This is a genomic window from Paenibacillus sp. NPDC058071 (assembly GCF_042885235.1).
Taxonomy (GTDB): Bacteria; Bacillota; Bacilli; order Paenibacillales; family Paenibacillaceae; genus Pristimantibacillus.
Window position 1 is genome coordinate 71,404 of sequence record NZ_JBHVSK010000011.1, and the last position, 25,943, is coordinate 97,346.

General features: G+C 51.6%; 21 protein-coding genes. 5 read left to right on the plus strand and 16 right to left on the minus strand.

Features of this window, described 5'->3' with window-relative positions:
- Positions 1-11 precede the first annotated feature (11 nt).
- The 6 genes from ACFVTB_RS18525 to pruA form a co-directional block, all read right to left on the minus strand.
- Positions 12-1,922 carry a carbamoyltransferase C-terminal domain-containing protein gene (locus tag ACFVTB_RS18525; RefSeq protein WP_387752256.1) on the minus strand — a complete coding sequence of 637 codons (1,911 nt, stop codon included), beginning with the start codon at positions 1,920-1,922 and terminating at the stop codon, positions 12-14.
- Positions 1,919-2,458, minus strand: coding sequence for a cupin domain-containing protein (locus ACFVTB_RS18530; protein WP_387752258.1), 540 nt, complete (start codon positions 2,456-2,458; stop codon positions 1,919-1,921). Before ACFVTB_RS18530 ends, ACFVTB_RS18525 begins: the two co-directional genes overlap by 4 nt.
- A gap of 25 nt (positions 2,459-2,483) precedes the next feature.
- The gene (locus ACFVTB_RS18535; protein WP_387752260.1) at positions 2,484-3,506 is read right to left on the minus strand and encodes a nucleoside-diphosphate kinase; all 1,023 of its coding nucleotides are present in this window, start codon (positions 3,504-3,506) and stop codon (positions 2,484-2,486) included.
- 32 nt (positions 3,507-3,538) lie between these two features.
- Positions 3,539-5,197: a pyridoxal phosphate-dependent decarboxylase family protein gene (locus tag ACFVTB_RS18540; protein WP_387752263.1), complete on the minus strand. Its 1,659-nt coding sequence runs from the start codon at positions 5,195-5,197 to the stop codon at positions 3,539-3,541.
- A 483-nt stretch (positions 5,198-5,680) separates the two neighbouring features.
- Positions 5,681-7,234 carry a phosphoenolpyruvate carboxykinase (ATP) gene (gene pckA / locus ACFVTB_RS18545; protein WP_387752265.1) on the minus strand — a complete coding sequence of 518 codons (1,554 nt, stop codon included), beginning with the start codon at positions 7,232-7,234 and terminating at the stop codon, positions 5,681-5,683.
- A 121-nt stretch (positions 7,235-7,355) separates the two neighbouring features.
- Positions 7,356-8,903 (minus strand): L-glutamate gamma-semialdehyde dehydrogenase, encoded by a 1,548-nt coding sequence (pruA, locus tag ACFVTB_RS18550; protein ID WP_387752268.1) that lies wholly within the window; start codon positions 8,901-8,903, stop codon positions 7,356-7,358.
- Between the two features lie 150 nt (positions 8,904-9,053).
- Between pruA and ACFVTB_RS18555 the strand changes: the two genes are divergently transcribed.
- Both ACFVTB_RS18555 and ACFVTB_RS18560 read left to right on the plus strand, forming a co-directional pair.
- Positions 9,054-9,974, plus strand: coding sequence for a proline dehydrogenase family protein (locus ACFVTB_RS18555; RefSeq protein ID WP_387752271.1), 921 nt, complete (start codon positions 9,054-9,056; stop codon positions 9,972-9,974).
- A gap of 40 nt (positions 9,975-10,014) precedes the next feature.
- Positions 10,015-11,436, plus strand: a complete 1,422-nt coding sequence (locus ACFVTB_RS18560) for an NAD-dependent malic enzyme (RefSeq protein WP_387752274.1) — start codon at positions 10,015-10,017, stop codon at positions 11,434-11,436.
- 108 nt (positions 11,437-11,544) lie between these two features.
- On the opposite strand, the gene ACFVTB_RS18565 is transcribed toward ACFVTB_RS18560, so the two are convergent.
- From ACFVTB_RS18565 to ACFVTB_RS18580, 4 genes are all read right to left on the minus strand, one after another.
- The gene (locus ACFVTB_RS18565; protein WP_387752277.1) at positions 11,545-13,236 is read right to left on the minus strand and encodes a glycerol-3-phosphate dehydrogenase/oxidase; all 1,692 of its coding nucleotides are present in this window, start codon (positions 13,234-13,236) and stop codon (positions 11,545-11,547) included.
- 184 nt (positions 13,237-13,420) lie between these two features.
- Positions 13,421-14,935: a glycerol kinase GlpK gene (glpK, locus tag ACFVTB_RS18570; protein ID WP_387752279.1), complete on the minus strand. Its 1,515-nt coding sequence runs from the start codon at positions 14,933-14,935 to the stop codon at positions 13,421-13,423.
- A gap of 19 nt (positions 14,936-14,954) precedes the next feature.
- Positions 14,955-15,515, minus strand: a complete 561-nt coding sequence (locus tag ACFVTB_RS18575; protein WP_387752282.1) for a glycerol-3-phosphate responsive antiterminator — start codon at positions 15,513-15,515, stop codon at positions 14,955-14,957.
- Between the two features lie 22 nt (positions 15,516-15,537).
- Positions 15,538-16,707 (minus strand): M24 family metallopeptidase, encoded by a 1,170-nt coding sequence (locus ACFVTB_RS18580; protein WP_387752285.1) that lies wholly within the window; start codon positions 16,705-16,707, stop codon positions 15,538-15,540.
- A 159-nt stretch (positions 16,708-16,866) separates the two neighbouring features.
- Here ACFVTB_RS18580 and ACFVTB_RS18585 point away from each other — a divergent pair, with 159 nt between their 5' ends.
- Positions 16,867-18,099, plus strand: a complete 1,233-nt coding sequence (locus tag ACFVTB_RS18585; protein WP_387752288.1) for an aminopeptidase — start codon at positions 16,867-16,869, stop codon at positions 18,097-18,099.
- A gap of 833 nt (positions 18,100-18,932) precedes the next feature.
- On the opposite strand, the gene ACFVTB_RS18590 is transcribed toward ACFVTB_RS18585, so the two are convergent.
- The 6 genes from ACFVTB_RS18590 to ACFVTB_RS18615 form a co-directional block, all read right to left on the minus strand.
- Positions 18,933-19,085: a hypothetical protein gene (locus tag ACFVTB_RS18590; RefSeq protein WP_387752290.1), complete on the minus strand. Its 153-nt coding sequence runs from the start codon at positions 19,083-19,085 to the stop codon at positions 18,933-18,935.
- 26 nt (positions 19,086-19,111) lie between these two features.
- Positions 19,112-19,402 (minus strand): hypothetical protein, encoded by a 291-nt coding sequence (locus ACFVTB_RS18595; RefSeq protein ID WP_387752293.1) that lies wholly within the window; start codon positions 19,400-19,402, stop codon positions 19,112-19,114.
- A 229-nt stretch (positions 19,403-19,631) separates the two neighbouring features.
- Complete coding sequence (wsfD, locus tag ACFVTB_RS18600) at positions 19,632-21,068, minus strand: glycan biosynthesis hexose transferase WsfD (RefSeq protein ID WP_387752295.1); 1,437 nt, start codon at positions 21,066-21,068, stop codon at positions 19,632-19,634.
- Between the two features lie 119 nt (positions 21,069-21,187).
- Positions 21,188-22,180: an EamA family transporter gene (locus ACFVTB_RS18605; RefSeq protein WP_387752298.1), complete on the minus strand. Its 993-nt coding sequence runs from the start codon at positions 22,178-22,180 to the stop codon at positions 21,188-21,190.
- A 61-nt stretch (positions 22,181-22,241) separates the two neighbouring features.
- Positions 22,242-23,003, minus strand: coding sequence for a MerR family transcriptional regulator (locus ACFVTB_RS18610; RefSeq protein ID WP_387752300.1), 762 nt, complete (start codon positions 23,001-23,003; stop codon positions 22,242-22,244).
- A gap of 668 nt (positions 23,004-23,671) precedes the next feature.
- Positions 23,672-24,451 carry an alpha/beta hydrolase gene (locus ACFVTB_RS18615; RefSeq protein WP_387752302.1) on the minus strand — a complete coding sequence of 260 codons (780 nt, stop codon included), beginning with the start codon at positions 24,449-24,451 and terminating at the stop codon, positions 23,672-23,674.
- Between the two features lie 255 nt (positions 24,452-24,706).
- Between ACFVTB_RS18615 and ACFVTB_RS18620 the strand changes: the two genes are divergently transcribed.
- Together ACFVTB_RS18620 and ACFVTB_RS18625 are read left to right on the plus strand one after the other, a co-directional pair.
- Positions 24,707-25,381 carry a PspA/IM30 family protein gene (locus tag ACFVTB_RS18620; protein WP_387752558.1) on the plus strand — a complete coding sequence of 225 codons (675 nt, stop codon included), beginning with the start codon at positions 24,707-24,709 and terminating at the stop codon, positions 25,379-25,381.
- Positions 25,382-25,515: 134 nt separating this feature from the next.
- Complete coding sequence (locus ACFVTB_RS18625) at positions 25,516-25,917, plus strand: DUF350 domain-containing protein (RefSeq protein WP_387752304.1); 402 nt, start codon at positions 25,516-25,518, stop codon at positions 25,915-25,917.
- Positions 25,918-25,943: the final 26 nt, after the last annotated feature.

The following is a 25,943-nucleotide window of genomic DNA, read 5'->3' on the forward strand; positions in this document are numbered from 1 at the left end:
TCGCTATTGCTTTAGTTTCGCACAAAGCTCATCGGAAACCTCGCTATATATTCCCTAGCAATCGTTCTTATGCGGTCGGCTTGTTCCTGATGAAGGAGACTGTACTTGTCCATAAGTTCAGGATGGTCGTAGTAGTAGATCAAGACATCCTGCTCAACCTTGTGCGGATTCAGCCGGCTGATGATTTCTTCTTTGGCGCTCTCCGTTAATTCGGAGCATTCCTCTGTCCTTCTCTTTAGCGGTTTTTGGACCTCGTAGAGATGGTGATTGTGCAAGGCAATTCTTTGGCCGTTGACATAAATGACATCAAAGCCTTTTCTTAATGCAAAGTTCAGCGCCTCTTCAATTGTGTTAATAATAGGCTCTTCATTATCGTTTAACGAGGTATTGCACAGTATCGGAACATTCGTTTTTGAGTAAAACGACTCCAATAATTGATACAGCAGTTTATTGTCATGCTCCTGATTGACCGTCTGGATGCGGGCTGTGCCATCCAAATGCGCAACGGCAGGAATAAGCTCCAGCTTCTCTTTTCTGATTTGAAAGTTTTGCAGCATAAACGGCGAAGCGTTGAAGTCTTCAAAGAACTCATGCCCGTACGACTCCAGAACAATTGGAGCAACCGGCCTCCACCATTGCCGTTTCTTTACCACATTCAAGCGGTCTTTGGATCGAACGCTTCGCGGGTCCGCAAGAATCGAACGGTTCCCTAATGCGCGCGGCCCGAGCTCCGCCTTTCCACAGAACCATACGATAGGCTGATCGATTAGGTCCTCCACCGCTTGCTCAAACGAAATGGTTTGAATGCTTTTTACGTAAGGGCGATAAAGATCGGATGCTGCAATCTCGTCTAATTTGGAATCCTCGATTCCATGATAGGCGTGATTGATAGTGACGTTAACTTCCCCATTCATGTTCTTGTAAAAGGAATATAAGGCCATGCCAAGCGACATGCCGGAATCATTTACGCAAGGAGGGGCTAGCAAGCCTTTGAACTTAAACTTTTTCATAAGATGGCTGTTCGTCGGACAATTCAACGCGTATCCTCCGGATAAAGCCAGATAGCTGTTTTCAACGCTTATGTTGTATTTGTCGCGAATGGCATGAATATTGCTCTCCATGATAAGATCCGACATCTTTTGTACTTCCTTCATAATAGCGCTGATTCGATTCTCTTCTTCACTGAACCGCTCGTCTGCATATAAGAGATTGGAACGATCAGCGGCTATTTCGATCAAATCGTCCAAAAAGGCTTTCGCCTCGTCCCGTGCTGACATATCCATCAAGTTCAGCGTAGAAAGTGCTCGGGGTCGAAGTTCGGCTGTCGTGGCTGTCGCCAATGCCATCAGCGTCCCTTCCCTCAGCTTAAATTGCTTTTTGGCGCGCGACCACAGCTTCCCTGGCGAATGGACAGGGAACACCTCAATCTTCCCTTGATTCACGACACAGCCCGCGTAAAAGCGCTTTTCATAAGCGAACTGGTCAACAACGTTGTCCGGCCCGGAATCTACTGCGAGTCCAATAATGGTTGAATTGTAAAAGATATCGCTTTGCAATAGAACGGAAGAGTATAAGTGGGCGACGCTATGATAGGCGATATCGCTATACTCCTTAATAGAGGTATAGCGGTCGGTTGTGTCCAGTAACGGCGTGCCCCAGACTTCATTCATATCCTCAATGGTCAATCCGAATTCGTTTAACAAATAATTAATGAGCTCAATCGCCTTTTCTTTGTTTAGAAACGTAATGGAATGCTGTTTAAAGCCTGTTACCCTCTCTAGCTCCCAATACCGAACCAAGGAGAGATCGCTTCCATTCTTTTTCCAAAGAGAGGCATTTTGGTTATGCCGCATTTTAATATCCATTGCGCATGCAAGCTCGTCTATATACAAAAACGTTGAAAGATAATATCCGTCTCTCATTTTGGCTCCTTTATATAGGTGTAATCAGAGCTAAGATAGCGATTAAAGAATGGAGTCTCAATTATTGTTTTTCTTTCATGAAGGCTCTTTTCAGAAATTAGTGGGTCCAAATAATAGGAATCGCCGGAGTAATGGTGCGTGGATATTTCCTCAAACAAACAGCCGCCTTGGCTGCTAAAAGAATGATGCCGACCCGGTCTGACCAGGAGACTGTCGCCAAGCCCCAGTTTGACCGCCTGTTCCTCCAAAACAACCGTTAAATCTCCATGCAATAGCCTGAAAGTTTCCTCCTTTTTTTTATGATAGTGCGTCGGGTGCGATTGCTCTGGAGACAAAATAATAAATTTTTTGCAATAGGAGCGGTTGATGAGATTGATAATTATGGCGCCGGTAATAGGAAAATTGTCCAAGCCATAATGGTGTGAAATTTCCATCTGGTAGTCATTTCCTAAGTGGGTTTGACTTTCTAGCAATATGTTGCTTGCAGCTAGCAATATGCCTTCCAACCGACCTGAATCAGGAATCGCATTCAACACGTCACCCCCTCCAATTCAGAAAAAGTTAAATCTTGTACTTAGCCCATTGTGACAAAGTGGTAAGCAAAATAAGCTCGTCTTTATCCGTAAGAATAGGATTAACCGACTGCAGCTGTTGAAGTTGTTTGTCTTTGACGTTATGGAACGCATCCTCATCCGACAGGCATAAATACGTGTAAAGATGATTGAGTTCCGTACATTTCGCATTAACATATTCAGCATTGCTATCGTCAGCGGCAGCGATCTCGTTTTTTATCTTCAAGAACAGCTCGTTGGCAAGCGCCTTTTCCTCCCCGATTATTCTGCGCATTCCGCTTAAGTTGGCAATCCGATTTTGTCCAAGGTCCTCCAGATACCCGATGCACAACTCTCTCAGCAAGCTCTTTTGCCCATAATCATCGGCAATCCCGCGCAAAATCTCATACTTGCACAAGTACAATGATTTAAAGAAGGAGTAATTTCTGCCGAGCTGACTGGAAAAGTATTTGAGCTCGAACAACTCATGCCTGGGCAGCAGCGTCTGCCCCCTCCGGCCCGCCTGCTGCACATTTTCAAGGCCTGTTTGCACGGCTGCTTCCAGTTCCTCTTGTGTGTAGAACGGCGCGGTATCCTTCATAATATCCTTGTAGTTGTCAGGCACATGAACTAAATTCATTGCAATATTGACGGAATTGAATTTACCGCGTATCGTATCGTTCGTATTGTAAAAAGGATCGCCAGCCCCCTTCAGCCGGTTGAGCTGAGCCAAGCAAGTCGATTGTTCGTCGGCAGAGTATACCAGCAGGGATGTCATTGGCCCTGAAGTGACTAGGTCATTGACCATCCACCACCTGAAATATTCATTTTTCGTCAAATGATCCGAGCCGAGCAGAAAGATCTCTTCTGACTCATTTCTGGTTAAGCGCCTTTTAACGTTAGCTCTTAAAATAGTAAATCCGTTGTCCTCAAGAAACTGGATGATAGGCATGACTTCGCCCTGAAAAAATGCATCTGCCCCTAAAAATATAGCGCCTAGTCTTTCAACTTTTTCAGTATTGATCAGCTTCACTAGAAATCCCTACCTCCGTCAAAATGATAGTATTATCGGAAAACGAATGCTTTTGGCTTATATAGCACTACATTGGGTTGATAGTGCCGATGAATCTCATCGTATTCTTTTTTGAGCATCGTCAATTCGTCAATCATGGACACTATGCTTGCTTTCGTCGCGTAAGGAGATATGGCATAGATTTTAAAAACGCCGATAGAAATGCCTTTCTTGGAATTGTCGTATCCGGAAGTATAGTCGAAAGCAAACGAGCAAGTGTTTTCGTGCTGTTTTTCCAACAAATACAAATAGAAATTATAATTGTAGCTGGCAATATGTCGAGCTGTTTCCGCGTCCATATTGCTGATATCGTCAAATTTATAAGTGCTCTCATGCTCTTTTATCATAAAAATCGTTACCCAGCCCTCAGTGTCATTATTGATGACTTCAAATTGCCTGTCCTGATTCAGCAGCTCTTTCGTATAGTCGCCGACTGAAATGAGCTGGGACAGCAATTTCTGATAGCCGGTATAGCCAAATAACTGAAGGTTGACCCATGCCGTTATCGGACCTGTTGCGGCTCTTGATAGTTCTAGGCTATATTGGAAAGGGGAATAGTTTCCATATTCGAAATCTTCAATTGGAATCGCTTTCATGTTGCCCAGATTATAAAGATCAGAACTGTTTTTTACTAAGAACAGGCTGGAGACGTAAGGACAGAAGCCCGTTTTATGAAAATCAACACCCAGCGAGTCCACATATTCCAGCTCCGCAACCATGCGAGCCATATTCTTAATTTTGAGCAGCACGTTCTCCTCAAGATCAAGGACGTTGCGCTCGAAATCGTAATTTTTAAAGAAAAGCCAGGACCATCCGATTACCGAATCCGCATGAATATGGGGAATATAATCAAGATTATATTTATGAACAAGCCTGTCTCGCATTTCAGCCACTTCTTTAATGGGGTCTACGGTCATCTGAATGGTCGTGCCGCAGTTGACGGTAATGCAAGCCAGCCTTCTTCCTTTATCCAGATTTTCACTAATGATCCTTTCCACTGCCGGAACATCCATTCTGCCCATGTGATCAACTGGCACCTTGACGCTGTTTTGTTTTCCAATCCCCAACCAGTCGCACACCTCCGTATGACAAGGGTGTCCTTGAATCGTCGTTATCGTGAACGGATCTCCTTTAACGCCTTCCTTGGACGCCGCCGCATAGCTTTTCGTTAAGCCGACCTTGACGCCGTAAAGATTGGTTGCCTTCCCGCCAAAGGTAAAAACCCCATGCGATAATTTCCAGTTCCAACCGACCATATCGGAAATATATTTGTTCACAAGCAGTTCAGCTTTCGCGAGCCCGCCGGTTACCTGATCTTGAGCAAAATTGGGATTGTACATCGTAGCGTAGGCATTTGCAGCAAGTGCGGCAATACTCGGAGGAGGGGTAATGTTAATCATCGTCTTGTCGTGGTTCCAGCGGACTGCGCCTTTGAAAAATCCAGCCAACTCTTCAAAGACTGTCTCAACACTCTGCGTGTCCGCCGGGATAGAGGAATTCTTCAATTCGTCAAGATAAGAAAACGAGCCTTCTCCTGCAACCCGCGGGGCCTGCACATCAATGTCTCTTGACACTCGATCATGCAGGTTTTCAATAAGCTCAATCATCTTTGAAATATCGTTTGTTTTCGGATTCATAAAGTGTTCCTGCATTTCAATCCTCCATAACCGTATTTTGCTGACTCAAAACATTATAGTTCGAAGAAAACAGCCCTTTAATTTCTATTTAAGTACATTAAAGCAATCATAATATAACAATAAATAGTTATCAATTACATTAAAACAGTTTCTGTATTATTGAATATTTTCTGTGTAATTAGGTTGTTACTTCAATTTTGTTGTCTTTACGGAAGCAGACAATAATCCTGAGAGCAAAAAAAAGACAGCCTTCATCCACAAAAGGGACGAGAAGGTTGTCTCTCGGTACCATCCTAATTAAAAGAAGCATTCATCGCTGCTTTCACTTCGATGTAATAACGGCATTAACAATACTGAGAACAGCGAATCAAGCTCAAGCTCTCAGAAGGCTGTAGATCCTCTTTCTCTTTCTCTTTCTCTTTCTCTTTCTCTTTCTCTTTCTCTTTCTCTTTCTCTTTCTTACTAAGCGGCTAGTCGGCTAGTTGGCTTGCCGACAACCTACAGCTCGGGACCGGCGGCCGCAACCGATTCGCCCGCTTCCGGGAAGCGTCTGAAATTCGCCGCGAACAATTCAGCTAGTTCCTTCGCCTGCCTGTCATACGCCTCAGGGTTCGGCCAAGCGGCGCGCGGCTGGAGCAGCTCGTCCGGCACGCCTTTGACATGCTGTGGAACATACAAGCCGAAGACCGGGTCGACGACATAGTCGGCCTCGGCCAATCCTCCTTCGATGGCCTGCGCCACCATTGCTCTTGTATACGTCAGCTTGATCCGTTCTCCCTCGCCGTAAGGCCCTCCTGTCCAGCCGGTATTGACGAGATAGACATGGACGCCGTTTCTCTCGATCCGCTCACCGAGCATGTCTGCATACACGCTTGGCGCAAGCGGCAGAAACGGCTCACCGAAGCAAGCGGAGAACGTCGCTTCCGGCGCCGTTACGCCTCGCTCCGTTCCGGCCAATTTGGACGTGTAGCCCGAAAGAAAATGATACATCGCCTGCTCTTTCGTCAACTTCGCAATCGGCGGCAGCACGCCGAAAGCGTCGGCCGTCAGAAAGAGGATCGTCCTCGGATGACCGGCGACGCCGGAGAGCAGAGCGTTATCAATATGCTCGATCGGATAAGCGGCTCTCGTATTTTCGGTTAACCGGCTGTCGCTATAATCGGCTAGGCCAGTGCTCTCCTGCAGCACGACATTTTCCAACACTGCGCCGAATCGGATCGCACGCCAAATTTGCGGCTCGCGTTCTTCGGTTAGCCCAATGCATTTGGCATAACAGCCGCCTTCGAAGTTAAAAATGCCTTCGTCCGTCCAGCCATGCTCGTCGTCGCCGATCAGTTGCCGATCCGGATCGGCGGACAGCGTCGTTTTGCCTGTGCCGGAGAGGCCGAAGAACAGCGCGGTGCCGCTGTCCTCCGATGTATTGGCCGAGCAATGCATCGGCAGCACACCTTGCTGGGGCAGCAAATAATTGAGCACTGTAAAGGCCGATTTTTTCATTTCGCCCGCATATTCGGTGCCCCCGATTAGAACGATTCTCCGCTCAAACGAAATAGCTATGAACGTATCAGAACGCGTCCCGTCGACGGCCGGATCGGCCTTGAAGCCAGGCAGCGAGATGATCGTGAACGACGGATTATGCTCCGGCAGCTGCTCCTTCGTCGGACGAATAAACAGCTGAAAGGCGAACAGATTATGCCAGGCGAATTCGTTCATGACGCGAATCGGCAGCCTGTAGCTTTTGTCGGCGCCGACGTAACCGTCGAATACGAACATTTCTCTTTCTCTCATATATGCGACCGCGCGGCGGTGAAGCTTGTCGAACCGCTCCGGAGACAGCGGCTGGTTAACTGTTCCCCATTGAACGGACCTCGAAGCCGCCGGCTCCTCCACGATGTATTTGTCTTTCGGCGATCGTCCGGTAAACGCCCCGGTCCAGGCGCATAGCGCTCCCGTGGAAGACAGCCGCGCTTCTCCCCGCTCCACCGCCTTCTCAATTAATTCCGCAACCGATAATTGATAATGGACGACGACCGGTTTTTCCAATTCAATCAATGGGTGACCCGCCTTTCTTTCCTATTCGCAGCAATATCGATTGCTACTTCAAGTTTTTGCTTCCGCACCCGTATCGATTCATTGAATTTCGGTTATCGCCTTCCTATACGCGTCATATGGTTTAAAAACGTTCCGATACGACCTTCGCCTGCAAAAACAGCTGCAAATAGTCGCGCCCTCCCGCTTTCGAATCCGTCCCGGACATATGAAAGCCGCCAAACGGATGAACGCCGACGAGAGCGCCGGTACATTTACGGTTAATATACAAATTACCGGCAAAAAAAGACTTGCGCGCCCGCTCGATATGCGCACGATTTCGCGTAATGACGGCACCCGTTAATCCGTATTCGGTGCCGTTCGCAAAAGCAAGCGCTTCGTCGAAAGACTTCGCCTTTGTAAAGGCAAGAACCGGCCCGAATATTTCTTCTTGCGACAAGCGTGCCTCCGGCCCGATTTCGCCAAAGACGGTCGGTTCAATATAGTAGCCGCCCGGGTCACCGGTTTTTCCGCCGGCGACAAGCCGGCCTTCCTGCTTGCCGATCTCGACATACGCCAATATTTTGCGGAACGCCTGCTCGTCGATAACCGGCCCAAGGCTGACTGCCGTCTCTGCGGGATCTCCTAGAACGAGCTGCTTGGCGCGGTTCGCCACCTTTTCAAGAACCGTGTCGTATAGCGCCTCGTGAACAATCGCTCGCGAGCAGGCGGAGCATTTCTGGCCGGAAAAGCCGAAGGCGGAAGCGGCGATCGCCGCCGCCGCGTCATCCGGGTCGGCGTCCGCATCGACAATAATCGCATCCTTGCCACCCATCTCGGCCACGACGCGCTTCAACCACTTTTGGCCAGGATGCGTTTTGGCCGCCCGTTCGTGTATGCGCAAGCCGATTTCGCGCGATCCGGTAAAGCTGACAAAACGGATCTGCGGATGATCGACGAGACAATCGCCGATTTGACCGCCCGATCCCGGCACAAAGTTGATGACTCCTGGAGGCAAGCCCGCCTCCTCCAGCAAATCGACGAACTTCGCTGCGATGACCGGCGTTGCGCTAGCCGGCTTTAAGACGACCGTATTCCCGGTTACGATGGCCGCTGCCGTCATTCCTGCCGTAATCGCTAACGGGAAATTCCAGGGCGGAATAACGACGCCTGCTCCAAGCGGAATATAATACAGTTCATTCTCTTCCTCGGCAATCGCCGTCAGCGGCTGAGGAAGGCTGAGGCGCTGCATTTCCCTGCCGTAAAATTCTAAAAAGTCGATGGCCTCGGCCGTATCCGCATCCGCTTCCGTCCGCGTCTTGCCGGACTCCAGCAGCATAAGCGCGGATAACTCATGCTTTCTGCGCCGCATCAGCGCCGCCGCCTTAAATAAATAACGAGCGCGTTCATTCGGCTCCGTCAGCTTCCAGCTTTCGAAAGCTTGATTCGCCGCCGCGATCGCGCGAACGGCCAGCGTTTCGTCGGCCTGGGCGACGACGCCGACCGTTTCGCTTATTTTAGCCGGATTAACGGATGCGCGGACGGCCTCAGTCATGACGCTTTCGCCGCCAATCCGCAGCGGATACGTCCTTCCTAGCTCGCTTCGAACCTTTGTTAATGCGGCATCGAACGCTTCACGGTTTCGCTCTTCTCCGAAATCGGTGAATGGCTCATTTTGAAATTCGATTCTCATCGGTTGTTCGCCCTCCTTCACGATAAGTCGATAAAAGTCTGGATGGCATGCTGCAGCCCGCCTATTTCATCATATGCGGCTATGTCGGGCAATTGATTCCGGTTCCTGCAAACGGCACACCGTTTCATTTCAACGAAAGGGGAATGAGGCATGGATCTTTTGGAAGGATATAGAAAGACGCTGCTGACCATTGCCGGGAACAGGCTCGTGGAGAAGCTTTCCGTCAAGTACGGCAAACGGCTGGCTCGCCGCTTTATTGCGGGAGACACGCTTGCTGAAGCGTTGGCTGAAACAGAGCAGTTAAACCGGAAGGGAATTATGGTGACGCTTGACCATCTTGGAGAAGGAATCGAGAGACTGAACGAAGCGGCCGGATATCGCGAGCAATACATTCAACTTCTATCCGCCATTTCCGAGCGCCAGGTCGATGCCAATGTGTCTCTGAAGCCGACCCAGATGGGACTATCGTTAAACGCAGCCGCTTGCTACCGCAATATCCGCGATGTCGTCTTACAGGCGAAGAAATGCGGAAATTTCGTCCGAATCGATATGGAGCATTCCGGCTTGACGCAGGCGACAATCGATATGGTGCTGAAGCTTCACGACGAAGGGCTGACCAACGTCGGCACTGTTCTGCAGGCTTATTTGCGCCGCACGGAGAAAGATGCGAGAGAGCTGATGGAGAACGGCGTTAATTTGCGTCTGGTCAAGGGCGCCTACAAGGAGCCGGAAAGTCTGGCTTTTCAGCGTACAGAGGACGTAATCGAACATTTTAAAACGATCATCCGTTTGCATCTCGATCAGGGCGTCTATACGGCGGTAGCCTCTCATGACGATCGGATCATTGAGTGGGTGAAGCGTTACACGGCGGATAACGGTATCGGTGCGGACGCATTCGAATTTCAAATGCTATACGGCCTCCGCACGAATGCGCAAGAGCAATTGGCGGCTGACGGGTACCGGATACGCTGCTATATGCCTTACGGCGTTATGTGGTATCCGTACTATACGAGACGGCTTGCAGAGAAGCCCGCCAATCTTCTGCTCGTTCTTAAACACGCCTTCCATTGAGCAATTACCCCTACATACCAAACGAGAGGAAGTATGGAAAATGGCTACATTAACAAGCTTGATTATGCGCGTAGAATTAACGAAAGCCGGAGCCTCCTTTGCCGATATTGCGCGGCGGGTGGCGGAAGCTGGTGGAGACATCATCGCTATCGACACGATCCGGTCCAGCAAGGAAACGACGACCCGCGACATTACGGTCAACGTAAACGAGTCGACTTCCAATGAAATCGTAGAAGCGGTTAAACAGCTTAACGGCGTGAAGCTAATCAACGTATCCGATTCCACCTTCCTCGCGCATCTCGGGGGTAAAATCGAGGTGTCTCCCAAACAGCCGATTAAAACCCGCGAGGATTTGTCCAAGGTGTACACGCCCGGCGTCGCCCGCGTCTGCATGGCGATTCACGAGAAGCCTTCCAGCGCTTATTCGCTGACGATCAAGCGGAATACCGTCGCCGTCATTTCGGACGGCACAGCCGTTCTTGGCCTTGGCGATATCGGTCCTGAGGCGGCGATGCCCGTCATGGAAGGTAAGGCGATGCTGTTCAAACAGCTTGCCGGCGTCGACGCCTTTCCGATCTGTTTGGACACGAAGGATACCGAGGATATTATCCGCACAATCAAAAATCTGGCGCCGACGTTTGGCGGCATCAATCTGGAAGATATTTCGTCTCCACGCTGCTTCGAAATCGAGACTCGGCTGAAGGAAGAGCTGGACATCCCGGTCTTCCACGACGATCAGCACGGAACAGCCGTCGTTCTGCTCGCCGGCCTGCTGAACGCGCTGAAAATCGTCGATAAAACGATCACCGATGTTCGAATTGTCGTAACCGGCATCGGAGCGGCCGGCGCTTCGATCGTTCGCATGCTGATCGCGGCAGGAGCCTCCGACATCGTTGCCGTCGATCGGGAAGGGGCGCTCGTTCGCTCCGCCGAGTACGCCAATCCGATCTGGGCGGAAGTGGCTCGCCGGACGAACCCCCGCCAATCGGCCGGCAAGCTGTCGGATGTAATCCCAGGTGCAGATGTCTTTATCGGCGTTTCCGGCAAAGGCGTACTGAAGGTAGACGACGTGAAGGCGATGAACGCCGACCCCATTGTGTTCGCCATGGCCAACCCCGATCCCGAGATCGATCCAGAATTGGCGGAGCCTTATGTTCGCGTGCTTGCTACTGGGCGGAGCGATTATCCGAACCAAATCAACAATGTGCTCTGCTTTCCCGGCATTTTCAGAGGGGCGCTGGACTGCCGGGCTTCGTCGATCAACGAGGAGATGAAGCTGGCCGCATCGCAAGCAATCGCCTCCGTTGTCACCGACGACGAGCTCAACGAGCAATATATTATTCCCAACATATTCAACGACAGAGTCGTTCCTTCGGTTCGCGACGCCGTTGTACGAGCCGCTATTCGCACCGGCGTTGCCCGCCGCATACCGCGCGAATTCCGTCAGGAAAGCGGCGAATAGCGACCGCGAGCGACTGTTAGCGCGTTAGCGACTCGCAAAGCAAAGGCTGCCTTCGGCGGGAACATGGAACATCCCTCCGGGCAGCCTTTTTTGTTGCTTGTATAAAGCTTAATCGGCATTATCGTCGTCCTGCGGTATAACGGCATACGCCAACTCGTCTTCCAACTCCTTGGCGTACGCTGCACTCCGTTCCTCCGTCCATTCCAGAAGACGCGCCATGCAGGCATGCACGCCGTCCTTCCATTTCAGAACGCGATCGCGATCGAAGAGAAGGCTGCCGGTACGGCGAATCCAAAAATCGCAAGGCGTACTTGCCATTTCGTATCGCACCGCGTACAACAGCTCAAGGAGCAGTCCCTTTGGCAGTCCGGTTGCGACAGCCTCCCGCTTCGCTTCGCCCATCAATCCAAGTACAATGTCGATATTCGTTCCGTATTTGCGAACGAGATGTTCCGCCTCCGTCCGCTCCAAACCGGCCCTCACTCCCCGTTCGGCGTTATCGCGCACGAAAGCCGGGAATACGGCGGAGCCTCCTACATCGCCGCCCGCTAATGGCAAGCTCTTCGTCACACTCGGTCCGATGCCGCCGCCCATTCCGTCTTCGGCGAGAAGCCGAACAGCTTTGTCGACGACCGTCTCCGCCATTTTCCGGTAGCCCGTCAGCTTGCCGCCGGCAATCGAGATCAATCCCGATGTCGAGACGAAAATTTCGTCCTTTCGGGAAATTTCCGAAGGATCCTTCCCCTCTTGATGAATCAGCGGCCGCAGACCGGCCCAGCTCGATTCGATATCGTCGGGGGTAAGGCGCAGCGTTGGAAACATGAAATTGGCGGCGTTCAGCACATAATCGCTGTCCGCTTTCGTCATGCGGGGATGGGCAATATTCGCTTTGTAATTCGTATCGGTTGTACCGATGTACGTCTTGCCGTCGCGCGGAATGGCGAATACCATGCGGCCGTCCGGCGTATCGAAGTAAACAGCCTGACCGAGCGGGAACCGTTTTTGATCGAAGACAAGATGGACGCCTTTCGTTAAATGCAGCGTCTTTCCGCGCTTCGAGCCGTCCGCTTCCCGCAGCGTATCGACCCAAGGACCGGCCGCATTGACAATTTTTTTCGCCTCTAACAGGAACGTCTCTCCTTCAATCAAATCGCGGACATTCGCTCCAATCGCTTTCCCATTCCCGTCGTATTGGAATGATTCGACTTTCGCATAAGGCAGCGCCACCGCTCCGAGCTCGACCGCCTTCTTCATCACTTCTATCGTCAGCCTTGCGTCATCGGTGCGATATTCGACGTAGTAACCTCCGCCCCGCAAGTCTTCTTGCTTGAGCAGCGGCTCCTTCGCCAACGTTTCGTTTGCCGACAGCATCTTCCTCCGCTCACTCCGCTTGACGCCAGCGAGAAAATCGTAGACGCGCAGCCCGAGCGACGTGCTGAATTTGCCGAAAGTACCGCCTTTATAGAAGGGCAGGAGCATCCATTCCGGCGTCGTGACATGCGGGCCGTTCTCATAGACGATCGCCCGCTCCTTCCCAACCTCCGCGACAACTCCAACCTCGAGCTGCTTCAGATAGCGCAAGCCGCCGTGAACGAGTTTGGTCGAACGGCTGGACGTCCCCGCCGCGAAATCCTGCATATCGACAACTGCGGCCTTCAAGCCGCGGGAAGCAGCATCAAGCGCTATGCCCGCCCCGGTAATCCCGCCTCCAATAACTAGCAAATCGAACTTGCTGTCTCTTATCCCGCGAACAATCTCTGGCCGATTTAGTGCATTAAACCTCGTATGATTCGTTTCCATTTTTCCAGTCCTCCTATAGCGAACGGCACGCAAAAAAGGAGAAACCGCAAACTCCCTTGCAGCCGCGCGCTAAGCGCACGGGCAAAGGGGTATTACGGTTTCTCCTGATCTCCGACCGAATATTAACTTGTTATCATCATAGCATATAAGCTCGAATAAAATCCAGCCCATTTATGGCAGCCGGTTATTTGAACGCCATTGCCGCCTGTACCGCTTTTTTCCAGCCGTTATGCAGCTCGGCGCTGCGGACGGGAACCATTTGCGGCTCGAAAATCCGCTCCGAACGCCGCTGATCGTTCATTTGCTCAAGGCTGTTCCAGTAGCCTACAGCCAACCCGGCCAAATAGGCCGCTCCGAGCGCCGTCGCTTCGGCTACCGCCGGACGGTCGACCGGCACCTGCAGCAGATCGCTCTGAAACTGCATCAGCAGGTTGTTGCGAATCGCCCCTCCGTCGACGCAAAGCGATTTCAGCCGCATGCCTGAATCCTGCTCCATCGCTTCAAGCACATCCTTCACTTGATAAGCAATCGCTTCCAAAGTTGCGCGAACGAAATGCTCTTTTCTCGTGCCCCTGGTCATGCCAAAGGCTGCACCGCGCACGTCGCTGTCCCAATACGGGGTACCGAGACCGACGAACGCAGGAACGACGTAGACGCCATCAGACGATTCCACCGAAGCCGCCAGTTGCTCGCTTTCCTCCGAGGTTACGATTAATCCGAGTCCTTCTCTCAGCCATTGGATAGCGGAGCCCGCGACAAATACGCTGCCTTCCAGCGCATAGCTGACCTTGCCGTCTATGCCCCAGGCGAGCGTCGTCAGCAAGCCGTGCTCCGAACGGATCGGCTCGGCGCCGGTATTCATCAGCATAAAACAGCCGGTTCCGTACGTGTTTTTTGCTTCGCCCTTATCGAAGCAGGCGTGACCGAACAGAGCCGACTGCTGATCGCCCGCGGCTCCCGCAATCGGGATCGGGCCGCCGAATAGCTCCGGCGCCGTGTGGCCGTACACCTCGGAGGAGGAACGGACCTCCGGCAGCATCGCAGCCGGAACCGTCAGCCATTCCAGCAGTTCCTTATCCCAGCTCAGCTCGTAAATATTGTAAAGCAGCGTGCGCGAAGCGTTCGAGTAATCGGTCGCATGAACGGCTCCGCCGGTCAGCTTCCAGATCAGCCAGCTGTCGACGGTGCCGAACAGCAAGTCGCCAGCCTCGGCCCGCTCTCTGGCTCCGTCCACATGATCAAGCAACCACTTCACCTTTGTGCCGGAAAAATATGGATCGATGAGCAGTCCTGTTTTGTCGCGAATCGACCGATCCAATCCAGCCTTACGAAGCGACTCGCATATGTCCGACGTTTGACGCGACTGCCAAACTATTGCTTTATAGATCGGCTCGCCGGTTTTTCGGTCCCAGACGATCGTCGTCTCGCGCTGATTGGTAATGCCGATGCCGGCAATGCCGCCGGCCGCTACTCCTTGCTTTTCCATCGCTTCGCGAATGACGCTTACCGACGTCTCCCATAGCTCGTTCGCGTCGATTTCAACCCAGCCGGGCTGCGGGAACAGACAGGTCACCGGCGTCTGCGCGACAGCGCGAGGCTCCCCGTCCTGGTCGAACAGGATGGCGCGGGTGCTTGTCGTCCCCTGATCCAATGCCAATACATACGTTTCCTGATTCACGATACGTTTGTCTCCTCTCATCGGTCGGCGGGGCCGGCCGTTACTTCGGCTCGTACTGCTTCCACAAAGCCCTTCTCGACGTTGTTACGGCTTCGGCTCCAGCCTCAAGCGCAGCCTCGACATCTTCGGCTGTACGAATCAGACCGCCGGCCAGCACTGGTTTCCCTGTCTGCGCGATCACTTCCCCGATCATGCGGGGCATAAGGCCTGGAAGCACTTCAATATAGTCCGGCTGTGTGCGCTCAATCAGCGAGAAGCTTTTCTCCAACGCGTTCGTATCCAGCAGAAAAAGCCGCTGAATCGCAATTAACCCGTTCTGCTTCGTTTTTTGAATAACGCCCGTTCGCGTGGAAATAATGCCTGCAGGTGCGATATGACGACACAAAAATTGCGCCGCATGCTCGTCATTTTTTAACCCCTCGATCAAATCCGCATGTATCAGCATCCGTTTGCCGTACTTCGCCGCCTCGTCCACCAAGCTTTTCAGCTGGCCAATCTGGCTGTCTAGCAGCACCAGATACGTATACGGTGATGCGATCAGCTCCTCGAAGTCTTTCCAGCCGCGAATGGCGGGCACAATCGGCTGTCCGTAAAAAGGCATTGCCGTCCTCTCCCTTCGTCCGTTAACCGCCCAATACGATAAGCTCCTTCGGATAACTTGTCAGTACGACCGCTTGGCCGTCCTCTCCGATATAGACATCGTCCTCGATGCGCACGCCGCCAATAATCGGGTCGTATACGCCCGGTTCAACCGTAAACAGCAAACCCGGCTCGATTAACGCGCTGTTGCTTCCGGACACCGATGGCTGCTCATGAACATCCATGCCGAAGCCGTGACCGACCCGGTGAGTGAAAAGCGGACCATAACCCCTCGCGGCGATAGCGTCCCGCGCCGCCTTGTCGACCGCTGACAGCGGCACCCCTGCGCGCGCCGCCTCGATACCGGCCAGATTGCCCGCCAGCACAGCATCGTAGATTGCCCGCTGCTCCTTCGTCGCATCTCCCATCACAAACGTTCTCGTAATGTCTGAGCAATAGCCGTTCACCTGCACGCCAATATCGATTAGGACGAAATCTCCCTCCCGAAAGGCGTATGGACCCGGGGTTCCGTGCGGCAGCGCGGACCTCGCTCCGGTCAGCACAATCGACTCGAATGCCGGCCGTTCTGCGCCAAGCTTGCGCATTTGATATTCGATTTCGGCAGTCAGCTCGATCTCAGTCATACCGATTTTAGCCAAACCGGCGGCATGGCCGACGACCTGCTCGACCATTTCGACGGCGGTCCGCACCTTTTTGATTTCCTCGGCGCTTTTCTTCATCCGCATGCTTAATATAAACGATTCCAAATCCTCGAATTGGCTTCCTGGTAAAGCAGCCTGCAGCCGCTCCGCCTTGGCGAGCGAAACAGCCTCCTTCTCGATTCCGACGCTTTCCAGCTGAGCGGGGCCGAAGTAGCGTTGCAACACTTCATAAGCGTCATCCGTGTCGGAGATCGGCACTGCATCTGCCTTGTCCACGACATGCTTCTCCGCCTCCGGCAAATCGAGCAGCGGCATGAACAGCTTCTCTCCGCCCGTCTCCGCGTCGATCGCTAGAGCGAGAAAACGCTCATGCGGCTGGCAGAAGAAACCCGTGAAATAATTAACGTTTGTTGGCGAGGTAATGAGCGAAAGACCGATCCCTCGCTCTCTCATATATACAAGCAGGCTTTGTTTTCTGCGCGCGTAAATCGTATCCATAATGGGTATTCCCCTTTCCGTCACTTCGATTGCTTCTGTTTTCCATTGTAGCACAGCCCGCTCCGCCTATTGCAACGAAGGAGAATCGGACGTTGCGCAAATATATTTTTCGTTGTCCAAGGGGTATAATGGGGGTGACTAAATCAAGAAATGAAATGATTTAAACTGATTTAAATTGATTTGAATAGCCGAATACGAAAAGGAGATGGCCTTATGTTGTCATTCGAACAGAAACTGGACCGCTATGCCGAGCTGATTGTCAAAATCGGCGCAAACGTGCAAAAGGGGCAATCGGTCATGCTGAACGCCTCCGTCGATGCGATCGAGCTTGCCCGGCTGGTCGTGAGAAAGGCTTACGAGGCCGGAGCCTACCAAGTCAAAGTCGTCTATAATGACGACGAGGTGTCCCGACTGAAATACGATCTGGCCCCGGAGGCCTCGCTGCTGGAGGAGCCAAAATGGACGGCTGGAGAACGACTGGAGATGGCCGAGCAAGGAGCCGCCTCCATTACGATCTCTTCAGCTGATCCCGACCTGCTTCGCGGTGTACCGATCGAGCGGGTTAATATGGCTGACAAAACGATCCGCCAGGCGAATGCGCAATATCGCAAATACGCGCAAGCCTTCAAATTCAGCTGGTCGCTCGCTACCGTCCCTTCGCAGGCTTGGGCAGCCAAAGTGTTCCCTGACGCGCCTAAGGAAGATCAAGTCGGCCTGCTGTGGGACGCTATTTTCCGCATGGTACGGGCGGATCTTCCCGATCCGATTGCTGCTTGGGAGACCCATATCCGCGGCTTGAAGGAAAAAGCCGCTTATTTGACCAAGAAGGCCTATAAGAAGCTGCATTACATCGGCCCGGGAACCGATCTGACTATTCAGCTTCCGGACCGGCAAGTATGGCTTGGCGGCAGCAAGAGCAACGAGCAGGGCGTTCTGTTCGTCCCGAATTTGCCCACGGAGGAAGTATACACAGCGCCGTTCCGTACGGGCGTTAACGGCACCATCGCCAGTACAAAGCCGCTCAGCTTCGGCGGCAATATTATCGATGGGTTCTCCTTCACCTTTGAGAACGGACGCGTGGTCGACTGGACCGCCGAGCAAGGAGGAGAAGCGCTCAGAGGGCTGATCGATACCGACGAAGGCTCCCATTACTTAGGCGAAGTAGCGCTTGTGCCGCATCGTTCACCGATTTCCGATTCCAACATTTTGTTCTACAAAACGCTGTTCGACGAGAACGCCTCCTGCCACTTGGCGCTCGGCAGCGCGTATACGTCCTGCGTCGAGGGCGGTACAAAAATGTCGCAGGAAGAGCTGCTGGCGGCGGGCTTGAACATCAGCATGGCGCATACCGACTTCATGGTCGGTTCGGGCAAGCTCGATATTTATGGCATTACAGACAGCGGCGAGCGCGAGCCGGTGCTGCTGCAAGGGAATTGGGCGTTCTAGCAACTCTTTGGAGCTCAAAACCGAAATCCGTGCATGACTTGAAGTGAGGGGAATAGCTGCGGGGCAGTTAAGTACTGATTGAAGTTGAGCTGAACATTAAGTAAAAATGTACGGACAACATAAATAAGCGACCTTATGGGCCGCTTATTTATGTTGTCCGCTGTCCGAGAAAGCCTAGCAGCGTGCTCCTCCAACTGCCGAAAGTGCAGAGCTGCAGTGTCTTTGAGCAAATAAGCACGAAAAATCATATATAATTTTTCAAAAATCCGGATTTTGAACGATTATAGTTGAAAAATCATATATAATCGAAGCTTTTGCTCAGAATCCGCAAATTATATATGAAAATTCATATATATTGTATTACGCCGCTCAAAACCGAAATCAGAGCATGACTTGAAGCGAGGGAAAACACTGCGGGTCCCTTACCTTCCGTAAGATGGTTGTGCGATCAACCCGCCTCAATCGATCCACAAGACAAGCTTGTGGAAAGGAGTGTTTGAATGGTTCACAATGGACAGCAGCGTTATCGTATCCATCAAGCGGTCCATTCTGACCGTTAGAGCAAAAAACAAAGCCTATTCCCTTTCTTTAAGGACACTAGTGACCGTTAGAAGATGATTGCACGCTATTCTCCGCCCCGATCCCTTGCTTAGGGACATTAATGTCCCTAAGCGAGCCGAATTTTCGAATAATCGGCGCTAACGGTCACTACTGTCCATTAACTAGGCTCCAAACCGAAAATCAGTGCTTGGCTCAAACCATCACTGCTTCTTTTCGAATGCAAAGTCTTGCTATAACGGTCACTTGTGGTTCAGACCTCACGAATAAGAGGATCAAGCACTGATTATGGTGTTGAGCCGATTTTTCATATATATTGCAATACGCAGCTCAAAACCGAATTTTCTCTCCTTTTCGATCAAGCCCTGATTTAAAAAGGCTGCATGGAATCTGCTTATACTCCATGCAGCCTTTTTTCTCTTCAGCAATTGTTGGTCTCCTCTTCAAATAAACACTAGAAATATCGGATATACGCAAACAATGCGAGTAGCGCAACTCCGATAAACCGATAAAACATCGTCGCTTTATCTCGGGCAAGCGTATCCAGCAAAAGAGTCAATGCGCTAATGCCGGCGAACACCCATCCGATATTTATGCCTTGTTTATCCGTAATGACTCCTTCGTCCCTAAGGTAGATCAGAATGACCAAGCTGGACAGAAAGAGCAATCCTCCAATGATCATCCATTTTTGCGTCATTTCCGGCTTAAGCGTCCTTCTTCTTGACACCGGTTCTTTCGATTTCATAACCATCTTCATTCTCCTTTGCATCAAGGAATATGATTGCATGAAACATGCCTGAAATCGTAAGCGTGCTTTTATGTTAATTATTGTATCTAGATCAATTTTCTTCTTCAAGGGAGAATTTGCAGCAAATTCAGCTCATAATCGAAATCAGCGCTTGACTCTAAGTGAGTAGGAACGCTGCGGGGCAGAGGGTTATTCGCCTTAACCTCCATTTATTCCAAGTATTGATTTAACGTTTGAACCTTAAATTCAATACTGAATTCACTAGCCCCATCAAAGCCGTGATCGCCATCAGGTCAAAACAGACGTTGAACAGAAACAAATGCTTGCCAAGATCAGCTTCTCCGTCTCCGACAAGCGGCACGGCCAGCGCGAACACCCCAATCAGCGCAACGGTCAGCAGCACTTCGAGCGCCAGTCTGCGTCTTGCGCGGGACTCTAGACTTTCACTTCTTCTCCTCTTGAAATAAGATGCGAGAATCACTCCGACATACAACAAATAAAACAGAGCGACAAACCATAACCGATTCGGAACATGGGTATGCTTGAACTCGCTCCAGACGGAATACGCGTAGTTCAGCGCCCCCCGCCCTCTTCCCTCAGCCTGGTCGAAGCTGCCCAAATAGTAAGGCCTCACGCTCATGCCATTCTTCGCTCCCCGCTCAAGCTTCTGAACAAATCGAAGGGGATGCTTCGCATAATACAACAGCACATCCGTATGACCGATCTTGCTAAGCGCCTCTTCGATCCGAGGATCATTCTGCTTAATGACCGCATCCTTTTGAAAATAGTTAGTGCCCGCATTGACCGCAAGCGACTCCGGCAGTCCCAGCTCCTGCAAATCGCGCGCAGGGTCGGGGGAATCCTTCAACACGCCGAAAAATACCGTCTGATATAAATTGATGCCCTTTAATCCTCCCGGCGCAGCGGCGTAAACCACAATCGATGCAGCCAGCACAACCGCGGAGCCGATGACGGCCGTACGCCGCCAGCCCCTGTCCGTTCGGGCTCGCATTAGCCGAATACCGAGCAGTCCGATAACGACGCCAATCGGCGCATATTGCAGCTTGGTCGAGACAAGCAGCGCCGCCGCGAGAAAAAAAGCGGCCAGCAGCCCGCTGGCTCCTCGTTCAGCGCGCAACGCGCCCAATACAAGTCCAACGGTCAGCAGCATAAAAACAAGCGTTGCCGCCTCTCCGAAAAAAGAGTTGAAGTAAGCGGTATAGCCAACATCCGCGAACACAACCACTAGCACACCTGTCAGCGCAAGATTAAACCAAAAGGACGAGCTTTTATTGAATTTGACCAGAATAAAAAGGGCGGCTAGAAACAGCGCCGAATAAAGCGACGCCAGGACGCGAATGTCGAACCATTCTCCGTTCCATACTCTGCCGAGCAGTCCGGCAAGCACAACAAGCGGAATTTGCGAGGAGACATAGCTGCCGAACAAAAAAGGCCCGTAGCCGTATTTCTCATGGGCATAACCGAAGTACCGGTCCTCATACGACTCTCCTTCATCGAAATAAGTTAAACCGCCGGCCGTCATTACCCGGTGAAAGTCGCCATTGTCGGCCACTCCGGTGACCGGCCGTATAAAAAGAAGCATAACCAATATAATAATGCCGGCAGTAACCGCTAACCACTCGAACGGCACTTTTTTGCCCATCCTGTCTCTTCCCCTTCACTTGCATGATCGATTATCATCAGCTTCGCCGCAAGCGGTTCGATATAAACAAACAAAAACGGCTTTCACCTCGGAGAAGTGAAAGCCGCTTCCATCATTATTTATCGACCGAACAACCGCATCATCAAAATACCGGCAAATGCGGCGGTGATCCCAATGGTCTCCAGACGGGTAAATTTTTCTTTGACGACAAATCGGGTATACAGCAGCACGATCAGCACATTAAGCGCCGTCACCGCCGACACGAGGCCAGCTTTGCCGTTAGCAAACGCGATTAAAATCATCATCATTCCTCCTGCGTTGGTCGTCCCGATCGCCATACCAGTCAGAAAAGTCCGCTGACCGCTCCACTTCCTCGCTAGGCTCGCCGCCTGTTCCGAATGACCGGAGACCGCCGCTACAACCGCTCGTTCCCCGTTCGATTGTGCAGAGGCGCCTTTGGAGTCCGCTTTCAGCCTGCGCAGATCGGCCAGCCACCAGATGCCAAAGCAGGCGGCGCCGGCGGAAAACATGCAGACAAGCGTCGGAAACATCGGAGCCGCAAGCAGCGTCGACCATTTGCCCGACAGATCGTTGGCGGCGAATAGCAGCAGCGCCAGCGCCCCCCATTGAGCTCCCTGAAGATTGCCCAGCGATAAGTCGTTGGAATAGCGCACAAGCAAAATACCGGCAACGATGACGATAAAAGCGGCCGCCTGCATCACATTCAGCCTTTCTCCCCAAAGCAGAAAAGCACCGATAACAACGAAGACGGACGGCAGCGCGGTCAAGATCGCGATCAACGACGCTTTTCCAACGGCAAAGCCTTTGAACATGCTCGCATTGGCCGCGAATGAGAAAAGTCCCATCTGGATACCGACGAGCGCGGACGGCGTCCACTGCTGCCCGGTCCAGAATACGCCGATCAAGCAAATTAGAGCCCCAGAGAAAAACGCTCCGCAAAGCAGAGCGTTCCGGTTAAGGGGCTGCTGGCTGGTCCAATGATATAATATGCCGCGCAAGCCGAAGCCGATCGCTGCAAAAAGGGAGAAAACAAGCCACATGGCGTATTCGCCGCTCCTGTCTATACTTGAGATGAGTAAAACAATACTCACTATGATGACAGCTATCGGGCAGCTTGTAAATGTGTTTCCCGTCTTTTTGCACAAGCCCGCCCTAATTCAAGCGGTCGCAATAAATATGCATCGCATCCCGCATAAAAGCAGCCAATCCCGTTCTGTATTTATCGATATTATCAGTAAAACGTTGATCGGCTACATACATGTCGCCCAATCCGCGGAATATTTCCGGTGTACACTCGTAGTAATGGTCGGTAATATGCTGCCTCCATGCGTCGATCGCCAGCTGCGCTTCCTCGGACCCAGCGTCGCCGTCCATCGCGTCCGCGATGCGCTTATAGATCACATCGACCTCGCCTTGGATCCGACGCCAATCGTCTTCCTTGTAGCCGGCCGTACGCGAACGGGATTGCGCGTACGTTTCCGAATCGCCGTACCTCTCCTTCACTTCCTGCTCATATTTCCTTTGGTGCTCCTCGATTTTTTTCATATCAAACGGTTCGAACATTTCCTGTTTCGACATCGTACTTCCTCCTTCAATCGCATGCAGCGTTTTATCGACGGACACAATAATGCTCTCCAGCCGGCTCTTTTTAGCCGTCAGCAGTTCTTTTTGCGCTTCAAGCGCTTTTCTCCGATCAAACCGCGGATTATCGAGAATCGCCTTGATCGCTTCGAGCGGAAACTCCAGCTCTTTAAAAAACAGAATTTGCTGCAGCCTGGCGAAATCCGTTTCGCCGTAGAGCCGATATCCGTTCTCCGCGACTTGAGACGGCTTCAGCAGTCCGATCTTGTCGTAATAGTGGAGCGTGCGCACGCTCACTCCTGCGATTTTCGCCGCCTCGTTTATTTTGATCATCACCATGGCTCCTCCCGTTTTTTTCGAGTCTGTTGAACTGTACGCCTCAGACCGGTTCTATGACTCAATCTCCCGGAACCGTCAGCTCGCTTTGGGATATCCGTCCAGCAGCAAACACTGAGAAAGCGCTTCTTTGCATCCCCCGCGACTTCATGCTAAACGATGACGTGACGTCAGAGTCAACAGTCGAAACATCTTTTTTTCCCGAGAGCTCTTCTGTCGGATTTCAACATGGATCGCCATTCTCACATCGATGTGGATAATTGCATCTGCGAGCTTGTGGATGAACGGCCGAAACCTTAACAAAAGCTCCATATTTTTATGTTGATAATGTGGATAACCTTGTGGATATCGTGAAAAACCGCATTCTCGAAGCCTCATCCGGGTATTTTCGTCTATGCATATTTTCACCCTTCGAGGTTTCCTTTCCGCCATTGTACCCAGACCGCTGAACCTGCTGCAACCGGAACGTACCCTTTGCGTTAATGATAGGCAATTTGCAACGATAGCGAAAATCTAATTAAACCAGCATGACCGGCTTCGGAATGCAAAAAAAAGACCGCATCAGCGGCCTATCAAATCAATATTTGCAAGGCAGAGGAATCCGGTCCCGATATCAGGCTCTTCAATTTCTGCCTATCCCTGCTGTTGCTTCGTTCCGAAAAGGGCTACAACGGCAGCCAATTAAGCACATCCTGAATTTTTTTATCCCAGTAGCCCCACTCGTGATCTGCCGGCTCCTCGCTGTAAGTCAGCTGCAGACCCGTTTGCTCGCAGGCGTTGCGAAAGCTGGTATTTTCCCGGTATAGAAAATCGGAGGTGCCGCAGCATTGATACAAGAGCGGCTTTGGACCCGCCAGCGAGTCGGCCTGATTGACCGCCCAAATCAAATCATCCTTCGTGCCTCTAATATCTTTATCTCCATAAGCTTTATAGATAGGTTCGTACAGCCCGTTGTCCGGTCCGAGCGAATCGCGATGCATGACAAGATCGAGCACTCCCGACAAGCTAGCAGCTGCTGCGAACTGTTCCGGCTGATTAAGCGCCCATTTGAATGCCCCGAATCCGCCCATCGACAACCCGGCAACAAAGTTATCCTCCCGTTTTTCCGACAATGGAAAGAAGGAACGGGCGACGGCCGGCAGCTCCTCCGTCAAGAAGGTCCAATACTTCCCGCCATACTCCATGTCCGCGTAAAAGCTTCTATGTACATTCGGCATGACAACAGCGAGCCCCAGCGAAGAAACGTATCGTTCAATCGATGATCTGCGCAGCCAAATGGTATGATCGTCCGAAAGCCCGTGCAGCAAATACAGCACCGGGTGGCGACCTTCTCTCTGAACCCCTTCCATGCCGATCTGCGACAACGTCTGCTGCGGCAACAGGACTGTCATTGAGCTGCTCATGCCGAGCGTCTCGGAAAAAAAATCGCAATTAATTAATGCCATTGCTGCTTGCCCCTTTCAATCGAGAAGTCTTGTCCTCTATTGTATAAGGAAAGACGACAACTGGCATTAAGCGAAATCGCGACATTTGCCGGAAATGTCTGAATTTGATCAAACATTTGAAACGAAATCGGCGTATAATCGTAATTAGATTATGCAGCAAGCACAACGGCAGTCGCCAGCCATGGCGGCGAAGATACGTTTAGAATCACCAATAACGGAACGGAAAAAATGACCATATTCTAGGAGGACTGAATGATGTCTATTTTCAAACGTCTGCGCGACCTTACGTTGTCCAATGTGTACGCCTTGATCGAAAAAGCCGAAGATCCGATTAAATTAACCGATCAATATATCCGAGATATGACCGAGGATCTTGCCGACGCCGAGAAAGCGGTAGCCGCGCAAATCGCGCTTGAGAAGAAGTTCAAGCAGTTGTACGAAGAGCAATCCCAATTGGTTGAAAAACGGACGGAGCAAGCCCATATCGCCGCCCAGGCGCAAAATATCGATCTCGCCCGCCGCGCATTGGAAGAGAAAAAAGCTGCTGAAGCGAAAGCGGCCGAATACAAAGCAAGCTACGATTCCAACAAAGCGATGGCAGACAACTTGCGAGCCAAGCTCGACGAAATGCGCAAGCAGCTGACCGAGATGAAGAACAAGCGCGAGACAATCGCCGCTCGTTACAACGCCGCCAAAGCACAGGAGCAAATCAACAAATCGATTTCCGGCTTCGGCACCAATTCCGCAAGCGCAGGCCTCAAGCGCATGGAAGATAAGATGCTGGAAATGGAAGCTCGCGCTGAAGCGAGCAACGAGTTGAACCAATCGAAGGGCAAGTCGCTCGACGAAGAATTCGCGGCGCTCGGCAAAGACAAAGCGGTCGAAGACGAATTGGCTGCGCTTCTCAAGCAATACGAGAAGAAAGAATAGCAAGCGGCTTCGCCGTAATTGAATAAAGGCGTTCTAAAGCGCCCTGTCCGCCGGCGTTTGCGATCGGGTTCATCCGAAGCAGAGCCGGCGGATTTTGTTTCACCACTACCCAAAGTATCGGAGGATCGATGGTCATGACGTGGATCGATGTGCTGCAAATCCCGGTGTGGACATTCGCAGGAGCGGCGCTTCTGTTTATATTGATGGTGCTGGATTCGTTAACGACCAAGTACCACGACTTTCAGGAAATGAAGGACGGCAACGTCGCCGTCACGACCCGCTTCGTCATGAAGCTTGGCGCTCAGGCGTATATATTATCGCAATCGATTGTCCAATCGACTTATATGTGGGAAGCTCTCGCCATATCGGTTGCCTCATTTGTCACGCTTCTTGTCGTTGAATGGATTTTCCGTCGCGTGTTCGCGCTTGCGGCTGGCATTCAGCTCGAACAGGGCATTCACGACGGCAAAATCGGCTACGCGCTGATCGCAGGTTCGCTGCATATTGCAGGAGCGCTCATTATCGGATCGATCTAACCGGACCAATCGCATTTGGAAAGAGG